21 protein-coding genes and 1 tRNA gene are annotated in these 15,624 nt (G+C 69.0%); 10 read left to right on the top strand and 12 right to left on the bottom strand.

Annotation, left to right across the window (positions count from 1 at the left end; genetic code table 11):
- Window positions 1-1,632: cytosine permease (locus ACE3T5_RS18160; protein WP_374669514.1), on the bottom strand; the 1,632-nt coding region annotated here is incomplete at its 3' end.
- A 166-nt stretch (window positions 1,633-1,798) separates the two neighbouring features.
- On the opposite strand from ACE3T5_RS18160, the gene ACE3T5_RS18155 reads away from it, so the two are divergent.
- Genes ACE3T5_RS18155 through ureC form a run of 4 tightly spaced genes read left to right on the top strand, consistent with a single transcriptional unit; the run spans window position 1,799 to window position 4,326 of the window.
- Window positions 1,799-2,101, top strand: coding sequence for an urease subunit gamma (locus ACE3T5_RS18155; protein ID WP_374669512.1), 303 nt, complete (start codon window positions 1,799-1,801; stop codon window positions 2,099-2,101).
- A gap of 17 nt (window positions 2,102-2,118) precedes the next feature.
- On the top strand, window positions 2,119-2,298 hold the full coding sequence (locus ACE3T5_RS18150; protein ID WP_374669511.1) for a hypothetical protein: 180 nt from the start codon (window positions 2,119-2,121) through the stop codon (window positions 2,296-2,298).
- 4 nt (window positions 2,299-2,302) lie between these two features.
- A complete protein-coding gene (locus ACE3T5_RS18145; protein ID WP_374669510.1) occupies window positions 2,303-2,608 on the top strand; it encodes an urease subunit beta in 306 nt (101 codons plus the stop codon).
- Window positions 2,608-4,326 (top strand): urease subunit alpha, encoded by a 1,719-nt coding sequence (gene ureC / locus ACE3T5_RS18140; protein WP_374669509.1) that lies wholly within the window; start codon window positions 2,608-2,610, stop codon window positions 4,324-4,326. The genes ACE3T5_RS18145 and ureC overlap by 1 nt, the downstream gene beginning before the upstream one ends.
- Before the next feature lie 15 nt (window positions 4,327-4,341).
- On the opposite strand, the gene ACE3T5_RS18135 is transcribed toward ureC, so the two are convergent.
- Both ACE3T5_RS18135 and ACE3T5_RS18130 read right to left on the bottom strand, forming a co-directional pair.
- Window positions 4,342-4,728 carry a type II toxin-antitoxin system death-on-curing family toxin gene (locus ACE3T5_RS18135; RefSeq protein ID WP_374669508.1) on the bottom strand — a complete coding sequence of 129 codons (387 nt, stop codon included), beginning with the start codon at window positions 4,726-4,728 and terminating at the stop codon, window positions 4,342-4,344.
- On the bottom strand, window positions 4,725-4,949 hold the full coding sequence (locus tag ACE3T5_RS18130; RefSeq protein WP_374669507.1) for an AbrB/MazE/SpoVT family DNA-binding domain-containing protein: 225 nt from the start codon (window positions 4,947-4,949) through the stop codon (window positions 4,725-4,727). Before ACE3T5_RS18130 ends, ACE3T5_RS18135 begins: the two co-directional genes overlap by 4 nt.
- Window positions 4,950-5,014: 65 nt before the next feature.
- Here ACE3T5_RS18130 and ureE point away from each other — a divergent pair, with 65 nt between their 5' ends.
- From ureE to ACE3T5_RS18105, 5 genes are all read left to right on the top strand, one after another.
- Window positions 5,015-5,632 carry an urease accessory protein UreE gene (ureE, locus tag ACE3T5_RS18125; RefSeq protein WP_374669506.1) on the top strand — a complete coding sequence of 206 codons (618 nt, stop codon included), beginning with the start codon at window positions 5,015-5,017 and terminating at the stop codon, window positions 5,630-5,632.
- Entirely contained in the window at window positions 5,598-6,290 is a 693-nt protein-coding gene (locus ACE3T5_RS18120; RefSeq protein WP_374669513.1) for an urease accessory protein UreF, read from the top strand. Before ureE ends, ACE3T5_RS18120 begins: the two co-directional genes overlap by 35 nt.
- On the top strand, window positions 6,287-6,937 hold the full coding sequence (ureG, locus tag ACE3T5_RS18115; RefSeq protein ID WP_374669505.1) for an urease accessory protein UreG: 651 nt from the start codon (window positions 6,287-6,289) through the stop codon (window positions 6,935-6,937). Before ACE3T5_RS18120 ends, ureG begins: the two co-directional genes overlap by 4 nt.
- Before the next feature lie 93 nt (window positions 6,938-7,030).
- Window positions 7,031-8,299, top strand: a complete 1,269-nt coding sequence (locus tag ACE3T5_RS18110) for a hypothetical protein (RefSeq protein WP_374669504.1) — start codon at window positions 7,031-7,033, stop codon at window positions 8,297-8,299.
- Between the two features lie 25 nt (window positions 8,300-8,324).
- Window positions 8,325-8,412, top strand: a tRNA-Ser gene (locus tag ACE3T5_RS18105).
- A gap of 10 nt (window positions 8,413-8,422) precedes the next feature.
- Here the strand turns inward: ACE3T5_RS18105 and ACE3T5_RS18100 are convergent.
- From ACE3T5_RS18100 to ACE3T5_RS18060, 9 genes are all read right to left on the bottom strand, one after another.
- A complete protein-coding gene (locus ACE3T5_RS18100; protein WP_374669503.1) occupies window positions 8,423-8,833 on the bottom strand; it encodes a TerB family tellurite resistance protein in 411 nt (136 codons plus the stop codon).
- A 51-nt stretch (window positions 8,834-8,884) separates the two neighbouring features.
- Window positions 8,885-9,040: a hypothetical protein gene (locus ACE3T5_RS18095; RefSeq protein ID WP_374669502.1), complete on the bottom strand. Its 156-nt coding sequence runs from the start codon at window positions 9,038-9,040 to the stop codon at window positions 8,885-8,887.
- A gap of 149 nt (window positions 9,041-9,189) precedes the next feature.
- Window positions 9,190-9,792 carry an exopolysaccharide biosynthesis protein gene (locus ACE3T5_RS18090; protein WP_374669501.1) on the bottom strand — a complete coding sequence of 201 codons (603 nt, stop codon included), beginning with the start codon at window positions 9,790-9,792 and terminating at the stop codon, window positions 9,190-9,192.
- An 11-nt stretch (window positions 9,793-9,803) separates the two neighbouring features.
- Window positions 9,804-10,214 carry a hypothetical protein gene (locus ACE3T5_RS18085; protein ID WP_374669500.1) on the bottom strand — a complete coding sequence of 137 codons (411 nt, stop codon included), beginning with the start codon at window positions 10,212-10,214 and terminating at the stop codon, window positions 9,804-9,806.
- 134 nt (window positions 10,215-10,348) lie between these two features.
- Window positions 10,349-11,548 (bottom strand): radical SAM family heme chaperone HemW, encoded by a 1,200-nt coding sequence (gene hemW, locus ACE3T5_RS18080; protein ID WP_374669499.1) that lies wholly within the window; start codon window positions 11,546-11,548, stop codon window positions 10,349-10,351.
- A gap of 7 nt (window positions 11,549-11,555) precedes the next feature.
- Complete coding sequence (gene rdgB / locus ACE3T5_RS18075) at window positions 11,556-12,161, bottom strand: RdgB/HAM1 family non-canonical purine NTP pyrophosphatase (RefSeq protein ID WP_374669498.1); 606 nt, start codon at window positions 12,159-12,161, stop codon at window positions 11,556-11,558.
- Window positions 12,158-12,889 (bottom strand): ribonuclease PH, encoded by a 732-nt coding sequence (gene rph / locus ACE3T5_RS18070; RefSeq protein ID WP_374669497.1) that lies wholly within the window; start codon window positions 12,887-12,889, stop codon window positions 12,158-12,160. Before rph ends, rdgB begins: the two co-directional genes overlap by 4 nt.
- A 59-nt stretch (window positions 12,890-12,948) precedes the next feature.
- On the bottom strand, window positions 12,949-13,857 hold the full coding sequence (locus ACE3T5_RS18065) for a PP2C family serine/threonine-protein phosphatase (RefSeq protein ID WP_374669496.1): 909 nt from the start codon (window positions 13,855-13,857) through the stop codon (window positions 12,949-12,951).
- Between the two features lie 25 nt (window positions 13,858-13,882).
- On the bottom strand, window positions 13,883-14,893 hold the full coding sequence (locus tag ACE3T5_RS18060) for a serine/threonine protein kinase (protein ID WP_374669495.1): 1,011 nt from the start codon (window positions 14,891-14,893) through the stop codon (window positions 13,883-13,885).
- Between the two features lie 79 nt (window positions 14,894-14,972).
- On the opposite strand from ACE3T5_RS18060, the gene ACE3T5_RS18055 reads away from it, so the two are divergent.
- On the top strand, window positions 14,973-15,624 hold a 652-nt coding region (locus ACE3T5_RS18055; protein ID WP_374669494.1), incomplete at its 3' end, for a YicC/YloC family endoribonuclease.

Genomic DNA, 15,624 nt, shown 5'->3' with positions numbered 1-15,624 from the left:
GGTGCTGCACCGCGCGCTTAGCGCCCGGTGGTGGGGGGGGGGGTGCGCCTTGTGGGGGGGTCCGTCCTCGGGCTCGCTTTTGACGCAACGGTGGACCGCGATGCGGTCCACCGCTGGCGGCGGCTTCACGAACCCCCTCACCCCAGCCCTCTCCCCCGGGGGGGAGAGGGAGCCAGAAGGCCCGTCGCCGCTTGCCGCGTCACGCGCCAGGTAGTACCGCCCCTTCGTCGCCCAGGCGATCAGCGGCGCGGTGACGAACGCCACGCCCATGGCGATGACCGCCGAGAAGGCCTGCGCCAGCGGGCCGAACAGGCCCAGGTAGGCCGCGACGGAAACGGCAGAGGCCAGCGCCATCGCGCCCACGCCCACCGGGTTGATGTCGTACAGGTGCGCGCGCTTGAACTCGATGCCGGGCGGCGACAGGCGCAGCGGCTTGTTCACCACCAGATCGGCCACCACGGCCATCATCCACGCGATGGCGATGTTGGAGTACAGGCCCAGCACGTCGCCCAGCGCCTGGAACACGTTCATCTCCATCAGCATGAAGGCGATGAGCGTGTTGAACACCACCCACACCACGCGGCCCGGGTGGCTGTGGGTCACGCGCGAGAAGAAGTTGGACCACGCGAGCGAGCCGGCATACGCGTTCGTCACGTTGATCTTGAGCTGCGAGATCACGACGAACAGCGCGGTGGCCGCCACCGCCCAGCCGTAGTTCGGGAACACGTACTCGTACGCCGCCAGGTACATCTGGTTCGGGTCCACCGCGCGGTCCGGCGGCACCATGTGGCGGATGGCCAGGTAGGCCAGCAAGGCGCCGCCCAGCATCTTGATCACGCCCAGGATCACCCAGCCCGGCCCGCCTGTGAGCACGCCCGCCCACCAGCCGACGCGGTTGCGGTCCGTGCGCGCCGGCATGAAGCGCAGATAGTCGGCCTGTTCCCCCATCTGGGTGATGAGGGCAATGCCGACCGTCAGCGCAGCACCAAACAGGTGCAGTTCAAACCCGGGACTGACCGACTTATCCCCTGAATAGTGCACGATGCCCGAGAACGCACCAGGATCGCGCGCCAGCACATAGGCGAAGGGCACCACCAGCATCACCAGCCAGATCGGCTGCGTCCAGACCTGCAGGCCGCTGATGACCGACACGCCGTGGGTGACCAGCGGGATCACCACCAGCGCGCAGATCAGGTAGCCCCAGCTCGGCGGAATGCCCAGCGCCAGCTCCAGCGCGTAGGCCATCACCGCGGCCTCCAGCGCGAAGAAGATGAAGGTGAACGACGCGTAGATGAGCGAGGTGAGGGTGGAGCCGATGTAGCCGAAGCCCGCGCCACGGGTCAGCAGATCCATGTCCAGCCCGTAGCGGGCGGCGTAGATGCTGATCGGAAGGCCCGCCAGGAAGATGATGAGCCCCGTCGCCAGGATGGCCCAGAAGGCGTTGACGAAGCCGTACTGCACCAGCAGCGTGGCGCCCACCGCCTCCAGGATCAGGAACGACGCGGCGCCGAAGGCCGTGTTGGCCACGCGAAACGGCGACCAGCGGCGGAAGCGCTGGGGCGTGTAGCGCAGCGCGTAGTCTTCCATCGTCTCGCTGGCCACCCACGAGTTGTAGTCGCGGCGCACCTTCATCACGCGCTGCGGCGCGGCGCCCGCCTCGGGCGGCACGGGGACGATGGGAATGACCGGGTGGCTCACGGGGCTGCGGTTCGCAGGTTCCATGCCCGTCCATCCGCCGTTTGCCGTACGCACGGGCACGCGGCTTGCACTAACATGGCCAGCTCCCCGAGCACCCGCCATGGAACTGACGCCCCGCGAAAAAGACAAGCTGCTGCTCTTCACCGCCGCCCTGCTGGCGGAACGCCGCAAGGCCCGCGGCCTGAAGCTCAACTACCCCGAGGCAATGGCCCTCATCTCCGCCGCCGTGATGGAGGGCGCGCGCGACGGCAAGACCGTGGCCCAGCTCATGAGCGAGGGCCGTAGCGTGCTCACCCGCGCCGACGTGATGGACGGCGTGGCCGAGATGATCCCTGAAATCCAGGTGGAAGCCACCTTCCCCGACGGCACCAAGCTCGTCACGGTGCATCAACCCATCGTCTGAACGCCCCGCCCCACGCCATGAACATCCTGCGATCCCTCCTTGCCGCGCCCTTCACTTTGCTGGTGGCCACCGGCGCCCTGGCGCACGACGGCCACGGCGCCAGCGCCGGCGGGCACTGGCACGCCACCGATACCCTCGGTTTCGTGGTGCTGGCCGTGGCGGTGGCGGCGGCCATCTGGCTCGGCCGCGGGAAGTGAGACCATGACCCCCGGCGAACTGATCACCGACGACGCGGACCACGTGCTCAACCCGGGCCGCCGCACGCTCACGATGGCGGTGCAGAACACCGCCGACCGGCCCATCCAGGTGGGCTCGCACTATCACTTCGCGGAGACGAATGGCGCGCTGTCGTTCGACCGCGCGGCCGCGCGCGGCATGCGGCTGAACATCGCCTCCGGCACGGCCGTGCGCTTCGAGCCTGGCCAGCAGCGCACGGTGGAATTGGTGGATTACGCCGGAGACCGCGTGGTGGTCGGCTTCCGCGGCCTGATCCAGGGGAAAGTCTGATGGCCACGATCCCTCGCCGCGCCTATGCCGAGATGTACGGCCCCACCGTGGGCGACCGTATGCGCCTGGCCGACACCGACCTGCTGATCGAAGTAGAGAAGGACTACACCCTCGGCGCCGGCGGCTACGGTGAAGAGGTCAAGTTCGGCGGCGGCAAGACCATCCGCGACGGCATGGCGCAGAGCCAGCGCACGAACGCCGCCGGCGCCATGGACACCGTGCTCACCAACGCGTTGATCCTGGACCACTGGGGCATCGTCAAGGCCGACATCGGCCTGAAGGCCGGGCGCATCGCCGCCATCGGCAAGGCCGGCAACCCCGACACGCAGCCGGGCGTGGACATCGTCATCGGCCCCGGCACCGAGATCATCAGCTGCGAAGGCGCCATCGTCACCGCTGGCGGCATCGACAGCCACATCCACTTCATCTGCCCGCAGCAGATCGAGGAAGCGCTCGCCTCCGGCATCACCACCATGTACGGCGGCGGCACCGGCCCGGCCACCGGCACCTTCGCCACCACCTGCACCCCGGGGCCGTGGAACATCGAGCGCATGCTGCAGGCGGCCGACGGCTTCCCGATGAACCTGGGCTTCATGGGCAAGGGCAATGCCAGCCGCCCCGAGGCGCTGCGCGAGCAGATCGAGGCGGGCGCCGTGGGCCTGAAGCTGCACGAGGACTGGGGCACCACGCCCAGCGCCATCAGCAACTGCCTGGACGTGGCCGACGAGATGGACATCCAGGTGGCCATCCACTCCGACACGCTCAACGAGTCGGGCTTCGTGGAAGACACGATTGCCGCCACCAAGGGGCGCGGCATCTGCGCCTTCCACACCGAGGGCGCGGGCGGCGGCCATGCACCGGACATCCTGCGCGTGGTGGGCGAGGCGAACTTCCTGCCCTCTTCCACCAACCCCACGATGCCCTACACCGTGAACACGCTCGACGAGCACGTCGACATGCTCATGGTGTGCCACCACCTGGACCCCGCCATCCCCGAGGACCTGGCCTTCGCCGAGAGCCGCATCCGCAAGGAGACCATCGCGGCCGAGGACATCCTGCATGACCTGGGCGCCATCAGCATGATGAGCAGCGACTCGCAGGCCATGGGCCGCGTGGGCGAGGTCATCCTGCGCACCTGGCAGACCGCGCACAAGATGAAGGCGCAGCGCGGCAAGCTGCCGGGCGACACCGAGCGCCACGACAACGCGCGCGCCAAGCGCTACGTCGCCAAGTACACGATCAACCCCGCCATCGCCCACGGCATCAGCCACGAGGTGGGCAGCGTCGAGCCTGGCAAGTGGGCTGACCTGGTGGTGTGGAAGCCCGCGTTCTTCGGCGTGAAGCCCGCGCTCATCCTCAAGGGCGGCTTCATCGCCATGGCTGCCATGGGCGACGCCAATGCCTCCATCCCCACGCCGCAGCCGGTGCACTACCGGCCGATGTTCGGCAGCTATGGCGGCGCACTGGCCAGTGGCTCGATCACCTTCCTGTCACAGGCGGCCATGGCGGCCGGCGTGAAGGAACGCTACGGCCTGGCCAAGACGGTGAGCGCGGTGAAGAACATCCGTTCCGTGCGCAAGCAGCACCTGATCCACAACACCTACGTGCCGAAGATGGAGATCGACGCGCAGACCTATGCCGTGCGGGCCGATGGCGTGCTGCTCACCTGCGAGCCGGTGGCGGTGCAGCCGATGGCGCAGCGGTACTTCCTGTTCTGAGCGCGCATGGAGCGCTCAGGCGCGCGGGACGGCGTGCGCACGCAGCCAGGCGGCATATTCATGCTCCGTCATGTCCCCGGCGGCCAAGGCCAGCATCGTGAGCGTCGCATCGGCTTGGCTGGCCTTCAGTCTCTGACCGTTCAGCGCGAGGAACAGACCGGCGGCCAGAAAAGCCGCCCGCTTGTTGCCATCGACGAATGGATGGTTCTTGGCAAGCCCGAACGCATAGGCTGCAGCCAGGTCGGCCGTGTCTGGATTGCCGTAGGCGATCAAGTGACTGGGCCGAGCCAGTGCCGAATCGAGCAGGCCCTCATCCCTGATGCCGGCAGCGCCACCGTGCTCCGCCAGACTCTCGTCATGCAAGAGCAGCAGCGCCTGGCGACTGACAAAACGCCACCTCACTTGGCAAGCTGGTGGAAGGTATCCCGGTACTCGCGCATGAACTCACGCCCCAGGTTCACCTCCTCATCCAGCGCGGGGTCGTAGGGCGTGAGGTTGAACCCATTCACGGCCTCCGACACATACAGCGTGTCGCCCTTCTCCAGCTTCAGGCGCGCCAGCAGCTCCTTGGGCAGGATGACACCGACGGAATTGCCGATCTGGGTGAGTTTCAGGGCGCTCATGGCGACTCGCTTGTTTTAACGGTTGTTATATTATCAGCGCCTCCTCCGCTCTACAAGCCGGCCCCATGCTCACCGCCTCCAAACTCCTCGCCCAAGGCCAGGGCCTGGCCCCTGTGCTGCTGAAGCGCGCCGCCACCGTCGAACTCGACTGGGACGTGCGGCAGAAGAGCCGCTTCGACGCGACGGATTCGCAGGGCCGCGCGCTGGGCATCTTCCTGCCGCGCGGCACGGTCGTGCGCGGCGGTGACGTGCTGGTGTGCGAAGACGGCTCCATGGTGCGCGTGATAGCGGCGCCGCAACCGGTGCTGCGCATCACCCACTGCACCGCGCACGGCTCGCCCTTCGACCTGCTGCGCGCGGCCTACCACCTGGGCAACCGCCACGTGCCGATCGAGCTGAAGCCCGACCATCTGCAGATCGAGCCCGATCACGTGCTGGCCGACATGCTGCGCGCCATGCATTTGATCGTGAACGAGGTGAGCGCGCCCTTCGAGCCCGAGGGCGGCGCCTACGGCCAGCAGGCGGCGCCCGGCCACGCGCATCACCACCACGGCCACACGCATGCGCCGGGCCACCAGCACGATCACGACCATGAGCACGAGCACGACGGTCACGTGCATGACCACGAGCACGACGACCGGCACACCCATGATGGCCACGGACACACCGGGCACCGGCACTGAAGACGCCGCGCTGCTGCAGCTGATCTGGCTGGCCTCGCCCGCGCTGCCGGTGGGCGGCTTCTCGTATTCCGAAGGCCTGGAGGCCGCGGTCGACGCAGGCCTGGTGAATGACGAGGCCACCGCCGCCGACTGGATCCTCCACCAGCTGCACCTCGCACTCGCCCGGTCCGATCTGGCGGTGCTGGCCCAGGCCATCGCGGCCTGGCGCAACGGCGACCAAACCCGCCTGCAGGCGCTGGACACCTGGGTGCGCACCACGCGTGAGACGAGCGAGCTGCGCCAGCAGACCGAGCAGATGGGCCGCTCCCTGGTGGAATGGCTGAAGGCCGTGCAACCCGAGACCGCGCAGCGCGTGCCCGCAGCGCCCACCTATCCCGTGGCCTTCGCCACCGCCTGCGGCCCGAACGCGCCGGCGCGCCAGGTGCTGATGGCCTTTGCGTTCGGCTGGGCCGAGAACATGATGCAGTCCGCCATCAAGGCCGTGCCGCTGGGCCAGAGCGCGGGCCAGCGCATCCTGGGCCGGCTCGCCCGCGAGATCCCGGCCGCGGTGGACCACGCCCTCGCCCTGGGCGACGACGACCGCCAGGCCTTCACCCCCATTCTGGCCGTGCTGTCGGCCCGCCACGAAACCCAGTACTCCCGCCTGTTCCGATCATGACGACCGCCCTGCACCACATTCCCCACCGCACCAAGAAGCTGCCACCCCTGCGGGTGGGCATCGGCGGACCTGTCGGCTCCGGCAAGACCACTCTGCTGGAGATGCTGTGCAAGACCATGCGCGAGAAGTACGACCTGGTCGCCATCACCAACGACATCTACACCAAGGAAGACCAGCGCCTGCTCACCGTCAGCGGCGCGCTGCCGGCCGAGCGCATCATGGGTGTGGAAACCGGCGGCTGCCCGCACACCGCCATCCGCGAAGACGCCTCCATCAACCTGGAGGCGATCGACCGCATGCTGGAGCAGTTCCCCGATGCCGACATCGTGTTCGTGGAGTCGGGCGGCGACAACCTGGCCGCCACCTTCAGCCCCGAGCTGAGCGACCTCACCGTCTACGTGATCGACGTGGCCGCCGGCGAGAAGATCCCGCGCAAGGGCGGCCCCGGCATCACCAAGAGTGACCTCTTCGTCATCAACAAGACCGACCTCGCGCCCTACGTGGGCGCCGACCTGGGCGTGATGGAAGCCGACACCAAGCGCATGCGCCGCGACAAGCCGTATGTGATGACCAACCTCAAGACGCAAAGCGGGGTGGACGAGGTAGTGCGGTTCATCGAGCGGCGGGGGATGCTGGCGGCGGCGTGACCCAAGAAGGGTATTCGCGGGCCTGGTGGGTCTGGCACACTCCGCCCCACCAATGACAAGGGGGCGGGGATGGGGTCGTTCACGCAATCGGCGTTGCGCGCCTTTCGAAAGGGCCGCGCGCTGCTGGCCACCTGCGCCGTCGCCCTGCTCGCCGCCTGCGGCGGCGGCGATGAGCCCTCCGCGCCACCCGCGCAGGACCTGCTGAAGGCCGGCGTCCCCAGCTTCACCCGCCACGGCGTCTACTGGAACCCGGCGGAGCCCGGCAGCGGCTTCTTCTTCGAGGCGCAGGGCGGTACCGGCGTGGCCACCTTCTACCTGTACGAAGACGACGGCCGGCCGGTCTGGTACACGTCGGCCGGCACCTTCAGCGCCGACACCAGCACCCGCGCCACCTTCAGCGGGTCGTTGCTGCGCTACAGCGGCGGCCAGTCGGACCGCTCCACCACGCCGCGCACGCCCACCAGCACGGTGGTGGGCTCCGTCACCTTCACCATCGAGGGTGACACCGCGCAGGTGAACCTGCCGGGCCGCAGCTTCACGGCGAAGAAGTTCTTTGCCTCCGGCACCTCACGCGGCCCGACCTACACCCAACCCGAGACCGGCATCTACTGGAACCCGGCCGAGAGCGGGCGCGGCTTCACCATCGAAGTGGGCGACGGCGTGGCCGTGGTCACCGTCTTCCACTACGACGACAGCGGGCAGCCGGTGTGGCATCTGGTGAACGCCGCCGTCACCGGTGAAGCCGCCAGCGCCACCGGCGGCGACTTCATGGCCTACCGCAACGGCCAGACACTGACCAGCGCGTGGAAGTCGCCGACGTCGCAGTCCGAAGGCCGCTTCGGGCTGGACTTCAGCGCGCCCTGCCAGGGCAAGGTGTCCTTTCCGGGCATGCCCGCCATCGACGTGCAGCGATTCGCCTTCGGCGGCCTCGGCGCCGGCAAGGAATGCCGCACGCCGGCCACCATCCCCTACACGCCCAGCCCCACCATCGTGGCGACCTCGCTGTTCACCGACGTGACGCTGCGACTGACGACGCTGCCCTTCACGGGCTACAGCAAGACGGTGGGCGGCACCATGCCCAGCAGCGTGAGCTTCTCCGCCAGCGGCAACTTTTTCGCCCTGGCGGGCCAGACGATCTATGTGCTGGTCATCGACCCGCATGGCTTCTATACCGGCACGGCCAGCGTGCAATTGCGCGAGTCCCCGCCCGGCGCGGCCGTGCTGCTGACGCCCAAGCCGATCACCCAGGCCGGCATCTACAAGGCGGAACTGCAGTTCTACGCCTGCCTGGACCCGGCTTGCGCCACCCAGTTCGCCGGCTCCCCCTTCAAGCTGCCCTACAGCGTGTTCGTGGGCCCCTAGAAACTAGAATGCAGGGTCTGGCCGCGGAGGTGTGGCAGAGTGGTCGATTGCACCGGTCTTGAAAACCGGCAACGGGCAACCGTTCGTGAGTTCGAATCTCACCGCCTCCGCCAGCACCCGCCTTCACGCCGCCCGCAGCAGCGGCTCCGGCAACAGCCCCCAGTGGGCCTGTACCGCCCCGATCACCGTGGCCTCGGCATCTGCCAGGTGCTGGTCGGCACCGGCCGCGGCCTCCACCAGCCGCAGCACCTTGTGTTGTAGATCCGGGGCGTCCACCTCGTCCAGCAGCGAAGCCAGCGTCGCCTCGTCGATCAGGCTCACCATCGGGCCTGAGGCATAGGCACCCATCAGCAGGTCTTCACAAAGCTGATGGACGTGCGTGGCGAAGGCGCCGGGCGCCAGGCCCAGTTCACGGTCCACCTGCAGATGCTGCAGGGCGTCGATCTCCGATCGGCTCACGTGGCCGTCGGCGATGAGGGCCAGCGCGACGATGCGCGCGGCGGCTTCAGGGCTGTTGCGGGGGTAGGTGCGCATGGGGCGGCTCCTGTGGAGGGTGGATGGAATGAAGGGCGATGGGGTGCGGGCTCAGCGCCGGCTGCGCGGGCGCTCGACCCGCACGCGGACGGGCACGGGCACCGGCACCAGCCGCCGGCGGTGCACGCCCAGCCACCGTTGCAGGTGCGTGAGCGTGCCGCCCAGGGCGGCCAGGGCCTGGTCCAGCGATGAGGGAGGGCGATTCATGGCAATCATTTCCAGTGGGTGTCGATGGGCTGAAATGTGGGGCGCCCATCGTTTCGAAAGAAGAAGAGAGAATCGGACCTCTCTATCGAAAAAACAGGAGAGTGACGCACGCAGGCCGTGTCCCTGGCGCGGCGCTACGGCCTCATCCGCTAGCTGCCCAGCCCGGGCACGAAGCCATCCAGCCAGCCCGCCGCGATGATCGCCAGGGCCGCGAACACCGCGCCGGTCAGCACCGAAGCGGCATACCCCGCGATCACCACCAGCCCGTCGCTGAAGACGATGCCGAGCGCAAGCAGGATGAGCGTGACGGCAGGCAGGAAGTTGCCGAAGGGAATCGGCAACGCGAGCAGCACGGCCATCGCGGCGACCGCGGCCCACAGCACCGTGTGCGCCGGCCCTGGCACCAGCGCTTGCAGGCGCGGCCGCGCCACTCGGGCGGCCGTCTCGTAGACGACGGCCAGCGAGCACAGCACCCGCTGCCCCCATGCGCGTGACATCTGCAGGTCGCAGACGCGCCGGGGCAGCGTCGCCGCGCAGTTGCCACGCCACATGGCCACGGACAGGGCCACCAGGCCCAGGCCCAGCGCGGTACCGGCACCCGGCACCGGCAGCAGGCTGAGCACGGCCAGCAGCAGCAGCAGGCTACCGTGCGCGGCCGGGCCATGCACTTCGAGCAGATGTCCGAGGGAGATGCGCTCGGCCTCCAGCGTGGCGGCGGCCGAGCGCAGGTGATGCGCCATCGACGTGCGCATGGCCGCCCTTATCACGCCTGCAGGGCCGTCGCGGGCGGGCGCGGACCGCCGCCGCTGTGCCGGCGCCACATCCAGATCGCGGCGTGGCCGGCGCCACCGAGCGCCAGCAGCAGCAGGGTGCCCAGGCCCCACACGCCCCAGGCGATCACAGTCAGCAGCCCGGCGAGCGAAGGCATGGCCTGCAGCAGGCTCTGCAGCAGGGGGCCGAGGCTGCCCGCCAGGGCCGTGAAGACGGACATCACCTCGGGCGGGATCCACACCGACAGCCAGGCCGGCAGTTGCAGGGCCTGCATCGCGGCGACGTCCGGCACGGCACCGGCCTGGGACACCAGCCACACGGCCAGGCCGTGCATCACCCAGGCGGCGAGCGACCAGAAGGCCAGCAGCAAGCCGACCAGGGACCAATTGAGGGCGAACAACATGGAACAGCTCCTTCGAGGGGGGCAATCGATGCGCGCAGGCTACGCCGCCTGCCGATCAGAAAAAACCAGCCGGAGACGCAAGGTCAGTTCGCATTTCCCGGAAGGCCACCAGGGCCCCTGCGCCCAGGTGGCGATCAGGCCGGCAGGAACAGCGACTGCAGGTCGGAGAGGAAGTCGAAGCCGCGCTCGGTGGGCCGCACGCGCGCGAGGTCACGCTCGATCAGGCCGCGGCGCTCGGCCTCGCGCAGGCCGGGCTCGATGGCGGTGATCGGCAGGCCGGTGCGCGCGCTGAAGTCCAGCAGCGCGAAGCCCTCGCGCAGGCGCAGGGCATTGAGCATGTACTCGAAGGGCAGGTCGGCGCGCGCCACTTCGTCGTCCTGCGTCACCGCGTTGCCGGCCAGCGCGCGCTCCATGTACAGGCGCGGTTCACGCACGCGCACCTGCCGCACGATGCGATGCGGAAAGCTCAGCTTGCCGTGCGCGCCGGCGCCGATGCCGAGGTAGTCACCGAACTGCCAGTAGTTCCAGTTGTGCCAGCAGCGGTGGCCCTGCTTCGCGTACGCCGAGACCTCGTAGCGCTGCAGGCCCGTCGCGGCCGTCATCTCGGTGATGCGGTCCAGCATGGCGTAGGCCGTGTCGTCGGGCGGCACCACCGGCGGGTACTTGGCGAACACCGTGTTGGGCTCGATCGTCAGGTGGTAGATCGAGACATGCGGCGGCGCGAACGCCAGCGCCTGCCGCACATCGGCCTCCAGCTGCGCGAGCGTCTGGCCGGGCAGGGCATACATCAGGTCGATGTTGAAGGTGTCGAAGGCCTGCGCGGCCTCTTCCACCGCCGCGCGGGCCTGGGCGGCATCGTGCACGCGGCCGATGGCGGCCAGGTGCTCGTCATGGAAGCTCTGCACGCCGATGGACAGGCGCGTGATGCCGGCGCCGCGGAAGGCGCAGAAGCGCTCGCGCTCGAAGGTGCCGGGGTTGGCCTCCAGCGTGATCTCGCACTCGGGCTCGAGCGGAAGGCGCGCGCGGATGCCGGAGACCAGTTGCTCGATGGCCTCCGGCGAGAACAGGCTGGGCGTACCGCCGCCGATGAAGATGCTGTGCACCGGGCGGCCCCATACCAGCGGCAGCGCCTGCTCCAGGTCGGCCATCAGGGCGTCGAGGTAGCGCTGCTCCGGCGGGCCGCCCGTGCCCGACCACTCGTGCGAGTTGAAATCGCAGTACGGGCACTTGCGCAGGCACCAGGGCAGGTGCACGTAGAGCGAGAGCGGCGGCAAGGCCGGCAGTTGCAGCAGGCCCGGCCGCAGGTAGTGGCCGACGTCGCGCGGGGTGTTCATGGCCGGCTCACAGCCAGTTCGCGCGGATCAGCTCCACCATCTGGCGGGCGGCCTGGCCGCGGTGGCTGTTCGCGTTCTTCACCTCGGGCGGGAGCTGGGCGAAGGTCTTGCCGAAGGCGGGGATGTACATCACCGGATCGAAGCCGAAGCCGTGCTCGCCCACCGGCTCGCGCGTGATCTCGCCGGGCGCGCGGCCCACGGCGATGAGGGGCTCGGGATCTTCCGGCGAGCGCAGCGCGACCAGCGTGCTCACCAGCGCCGCGCGGCGGTTGGATTGATTCGCCATCTGCTCCAGCAGCGCGCGCACGTTGTGATCGTCGCCCTTGGGATAGCCGAACTGCGTGGCGTAGTAGGCCGTGTCCACGCCCGGCAAGCCGCCGAAGGCGTCAACGCACAGGCCGGCGTCGTCGGCGATGGCAGGCAGGCCCGTGTGCGCCGCGGCGTTGCGGGCCTTGGCGAGCGCGTTCTCGACGAAGGTGCGGTGCGGCTCCTCCGCCTCGGGCACGCCGAGCTCGCCCTGCGGCACGAGCGTGAGGCCGAGCGGGGCGAACATCGCCTGCAGTTCCGCGAGCTTGCCGCGGTTGTTGGAGGCCAGGACGATGCGGTCGATCATGCGGGCGAGGCCAGCGCCCGCGCCTGCAGCGCCACCAGCTCGGTGATGCCCTTGTCGGCCAGGCGCAGCAGTTCATCCATCTCGGCGCGGGTGAAGGCCGCGCCCTCGGCCGTTCCCTGCACCTCCACGAAGTGCCCGGCCCCGGTCATCACCACGTTCATGTCGGTGTCGCAGGCGGAGTCTTCCACGTACTCCAGGTCCAGCAGCGGCGTGCCCTGCACGATGCCGACCGAGATGGCGGCCACCGGGCCCAGGATGGGCGACTCGGCCAGCTTGCCGGCGGCCAGCAGGCGGTTCACCGCGTCCTGCGCGGCGACCCAGGCGCCGGTGATGGCGGCCGTGCGGGTGCCGCCATCGGCCTGCAGCACGTCGCAATCGAGCGTGATCGTGCGCTCGCCGAGCTTCTTCAGGTCGAACACCGCGCGCAGCGAGCGGCCGATCAGGCGCTGGATCTCCTGCGTGCGGCCGCTCTGCTTGCCGCGCGCGGCCTCGCGGTCACCGCGGGTGTGGGTGGCGCGCGGCAGCATGCCGTACTCGGCCGTGACCCAGCCCTCGCCGCTGCCGCGCTTGTGCGGCGGCACCTTCTCTTCCACCGAGGCGGTGCACAGCACGCGCGTGGCGCCGAACTCGATGAGCACCGAGCCTTCGGCGTGGATGGTGTAGCCGCGCGTGATGCGCACGGGGCGAAGGGCGTCCGCGGCACGGCCGCCGCTGCGTGGAAAGGTCATTCTGGAATTGTCCCAGATCGACGGCGGGCGCCGCGACCTGGGGCGACGCGCCCGCGCGGCTAGGCCTTCTTGCCGGCGGCAGACTTCTTGATGGCCTCGTTGATCTCGGCGATGGAGCGCTCGATGGCGGCGTCGTCGAGGTCCTCGACCATGGTGTCCAGCACGCCGGCCTGGATGGTGGAGGCGAACACGCCGTCGCTGATGCTGTCGGTGGAGATGCCGCCGCGGGTGGACTCGAAGGCGTCGGGCGTCTCCCATTCCATCGCGATCACGGTCACGTTGTCGCAGTGGTCGCCGCCGTTGCGCAGGGCGTCTTCCACGAGATCGGGCACCGACTCGCTCACTGGCTTCACGGCCAGGTGGCGCACGATGTCACCGTCGGACAGGCCGCTCCAGAGCCCGTCGGAGCACAGCATGATGCGGTCCCCCTGCTGCAGCGTGACGGGGCCGGTGACGTCGAACACCGGCTTGGTGGGCGAGCCGAGGCAGGTGAAGAGGATGTTGCGGTTGATGCGATCCATGCGGATCACGCCGGCGCTCTGCTGCTCCAGGTACGAGTGGTCGCGGGTGCGGGTGAGCAGCTCACCCGCGCGCACCACGTACAGCCGCGAGTCCCCGCAGTGCACCCAGGTGGCACTGGTGCCTTGCACCACCGCGGCCACCAGCGTGGTGCGGGGCGTGTCGAGCATGCCCTTCTCGCTGGCGTAGCGGATGATCTGGTGGTGCGCCGCCATGAGCGACATGGCCAGGAACTCCGTCGGGTCGCGCACGACCGGGCGGGCCTCTTTCTGGTACAGGGCCGAGATGGTCTGCAGGGCCAGCTGCGCAGCGACTTCGCCCTCGGGGTGGCCGCCCATGCCGTCGGCCAGCAGGAAGAGACCCGATTCGCGCGTGTAGCAGTAGCCCATGCGGTCTTCGTTCTTCTCGCGGCCGCCCTTGCGGCTGATCTGGAAGACGGAGAACTTCATGCGGAGGTCCGGTTGGTTTCAGGCCTCAGCGGGCCTTGACGCCACCGAAGTTGGTGGCGCGCTTCACGTTCTTCTTGGTGTCCGACACCATGTTGTCGAACTGCAGGCGCATCTTCTCGCCCACCGACAGCTTGGTGTAGCGGCGCTCGCCCTCGCGCGACAGTTCCTTCTGCAGCGCGAACACCGATTGCGGGCGCGACAGCGGATCGAGCGACATGCACCACTCGACCACCTCGATCAGGTTGTCGGAGTACACGCCACGCAGGCGCGAGAGGGCCAGTGAGAGGCGGTCCTTCTCCAGCCGCTGCGGGGCATCGTTGGGCGGGTAGCCCTGCATGCAGGCGTAGATGCAGGCGCCGATGGCGTAGATGTCCGTCCAGGGGCCCATGGACGAATCGCGGCGGTACATCTCAGGGGCGGCGAAGCCGGGCGTGTACATCGGCCGGATGAAGTTGCCTTCCTTGGACAGCACTTCGCGCGCGGCGCCGAAATCGATCATCACCGCGCGGTTGTCGTCGGTGATGAAGATGTTGGCCGGCTTGATGTCCAGGTGCAGCATCTTGTGCTGGTGCACGATGCGCAGGCCGCGCAGGATCTCGTCGAAGAGGCTGCGGATGGTGGACTCGCGGAAGACTTTCTGCTTCTTGAGCTCGCGCGCGGTGATGATGAAATCCTGCAGGGTCGCGCCCTCCAGGTAGTTCATCACCATGTAGACGGTCTCGTTCTCGCGGAAGAAGTTCAGCACGCTCACCACCGAGCTGTGCGAGATCTGCGCGAGCGAACGGCCCTCTTCGAAGAAGCTCTTGAGGCCCAGGCGGTACAGCGACAGCTTCTCGGGCGCCACCTGCGGCAGCAACTCACCCGGCGCGCGGGTGGCCAGCGACGAGGGCAGGTATTCCTTGATGGCGACCTGCTGGCCCTCGTTGTCAACGGCCAGGTAAACCACGCCGAAGCCGCCCGCGGACAGCTTGCGAACCACCCGGTAGCCGCCGATCACGGTGTCAGGCGGCAGCGGGGCTGGTTTGACCTTTGACATAATTTGAAGGAATGTTGGGGCCTGCCGGCGGCCCAGTCATCCGCGAAATCCCGCAACCTTGAGCGCAGGAGACCTCTGCATGGCAGTTTACAGCATGACCGGCTACGCCTCCGTGCAGCAAGGCACCACGGGCGGTGGGGCCGAAGCGGGCGCGAACATCCGCATCGGCCTGGAAATCCGCAGCGTCAACAGCCGGTTTCTGGACCTGGCCTTCCGCCTCGGCGACGAGCTGCGCGCGCACGAACCGGCGCTGCGAGAGTTGATCACGGGCCGTCTGAAGCGCGGCAAGGTGGAGGTGCGCGGCGGCATCGAGCGCGTGGGCGGGCAGTCCGTGCCCGTGCCCGGCCCCGAGACCCTGGATCGCCTGGCCAGCGCCCAGGCCGCCGTGCAGGCCCGCCTGCCCGAGGCGCGGCCGCTGAGCGTGGCTGATGCGCTGCGGCTGACCGCGGGCGCGGAATCAGCCGCCACCGAGGACTTCACCGAGACTCTAGCCGCCTTGGCCGCCCGGGCGCTGACCGACCTGATGGCTGCGCGCGAGCGCGAAGGCGCGCGGCTCGCCCAGATGCTGCTGTCCCACCTGGGCCAGTTGCGCGCCCTGGCCACCCAAGCCGCCCCGCTGGTGCCGCAGCTGGTGGAGCAGCAGCGCCAGCGCTTCCTGGAACGCTGGAAGGAGGCCATGGCCCTCGGCGAAGGCCAGGCCACGCCCGAAGCGGCGCAGGACCGCGCGCTGA

This window comes from Ramlibacter sp., assembly GCF_041916345.1.
Lineage (GTDB): Bacteria > Pseudomonadota > Gammaproteobacteria > Burkholderiales > Burkholderiaceae_C > Ramlibacter.
Note: the sequence above shows the minus strand (reverse complement) of the source record. Positions and strands in the feature narration are given on the sequence as shown.

Bases quoted from the DNA above. Each gene is read 5' to 3' on its own strand.
- ureE (WP_374669506.1), top strand. From the start codon at position 5,015: ATGCTCACCGCCTCCAAACTCCTCGCCCAAGGCCAGGGCCTGGCCCCT.
- ACE3T5_RS18085 (WP_374669500.1), bottom strand. From the start codon at position 10,214: ATGTTGTTCGCCCTCAATTGGTCCCTGGTCGGCTTGCTGCTGGCCTTC.
- ACE3T5_RS18150 (WP_374669511.1), top strand. From the start codon at position 2,119: ATGAACATCCTGCGATCCCTCCTTGCCGCGCCCTTCACTTTGCTGGTG.
- ACE3T5_RS18090 (WP_374669501.1), bottom strand. From the start codon at position 9,792: ATGCGCACGTCGATGGCGCATCACCTGCGCTCGGCCGCCGCCACGCTG.
- ACE3T5_RS18155 (WP_374669512.1), top strand. From the start codon at position 1,799: ATGGAACTGACGCCCCGCGAAAAAGACAAGCTGCTGCTCTTCACCGCC.
- ureG (WP_374669505.1), top strand. From the start codon at position 6,287: ATGACGACCGCCCTGCACCACATTCCCCACCGCACCAAGAAGCTGCCA.
- ACE3T5_RS18065 (WP_374669496.1), bottom strand. From the start codon at position 13,857: ATGAAGTTCTCCGTCTTCCAGATCAGCCGCAAGGGCGGCCGCGAGAAG.
- ureC (WP_374669509.1), top strand. From the start codon at position 2,608: ATGGCCACGATCCCTCGCCGCGCCTATGCCGAGATGTACGGCCCCACC.
- rdgB (WP_374669498.1), bottom strand. From the start codon at position 12,161: ATGATCGACCGCATCGTCCTGGCCTCCAACAACCGCGGCAAGCTCGCG.
- ACE3T5_RS18145 (WP_374669510.1), top strand. From the start codon at position 2,303: ATGACCCCCGGCGAACTGATCACCGACGACGCGGACCACGTGCTCAAC.
- rph (WP_374669497.1), bottom strand. From the start codon at position 12,889: ATGACCTTTCCACGCAGCGGCGGCCGTGCCGCGGACGCCCTTCGCCCC.
- ACE3T5_RS18100 (WP_374669503.1), bottom strand. From the start codon at position 8,833: ATGCGCACCTACCCCCGCAACAGCCCTGAAGCCGCCGCGCGCATCGTC.
- ACE3T5_RS18130 (WP_374669507.1), bottom strand. From the start codon at position 4,949: ATGAGCGCCCTGAAACTCACCCAGATCGGCAATTCCGTCGGTGTCATC.
- ACE3T5_RS18120 (WP_374669513.1), top strand. From the start codon at position 5,598: ATGATGGCCACGGACACACCGGGCACCGGCACTGAAGACGCCGCGCTG.
- ACE3T5_RS18095 (WP_374669502.1), bottom strand. From the start codon at position 9,040: ATGAATCGCCCTCCCTCATCGCTGGACCAGGCCCTGGCCGCCCTGGGC.
- hemW (WP_374669499.1), bottom strand. From the start codon at position 11,548: ATGAACACCCCGCGCGACGTCGGCCACTACCTGCGGCCGGGCCTGCTG.
- ACE3T5_RS18060 (WP_374669495.1), bottom strand. From the start codon at position 14,893: ATGTCAAAGGTCAAACCAGCCCCGCTGCCGCCTGACACCGTGATCGGC.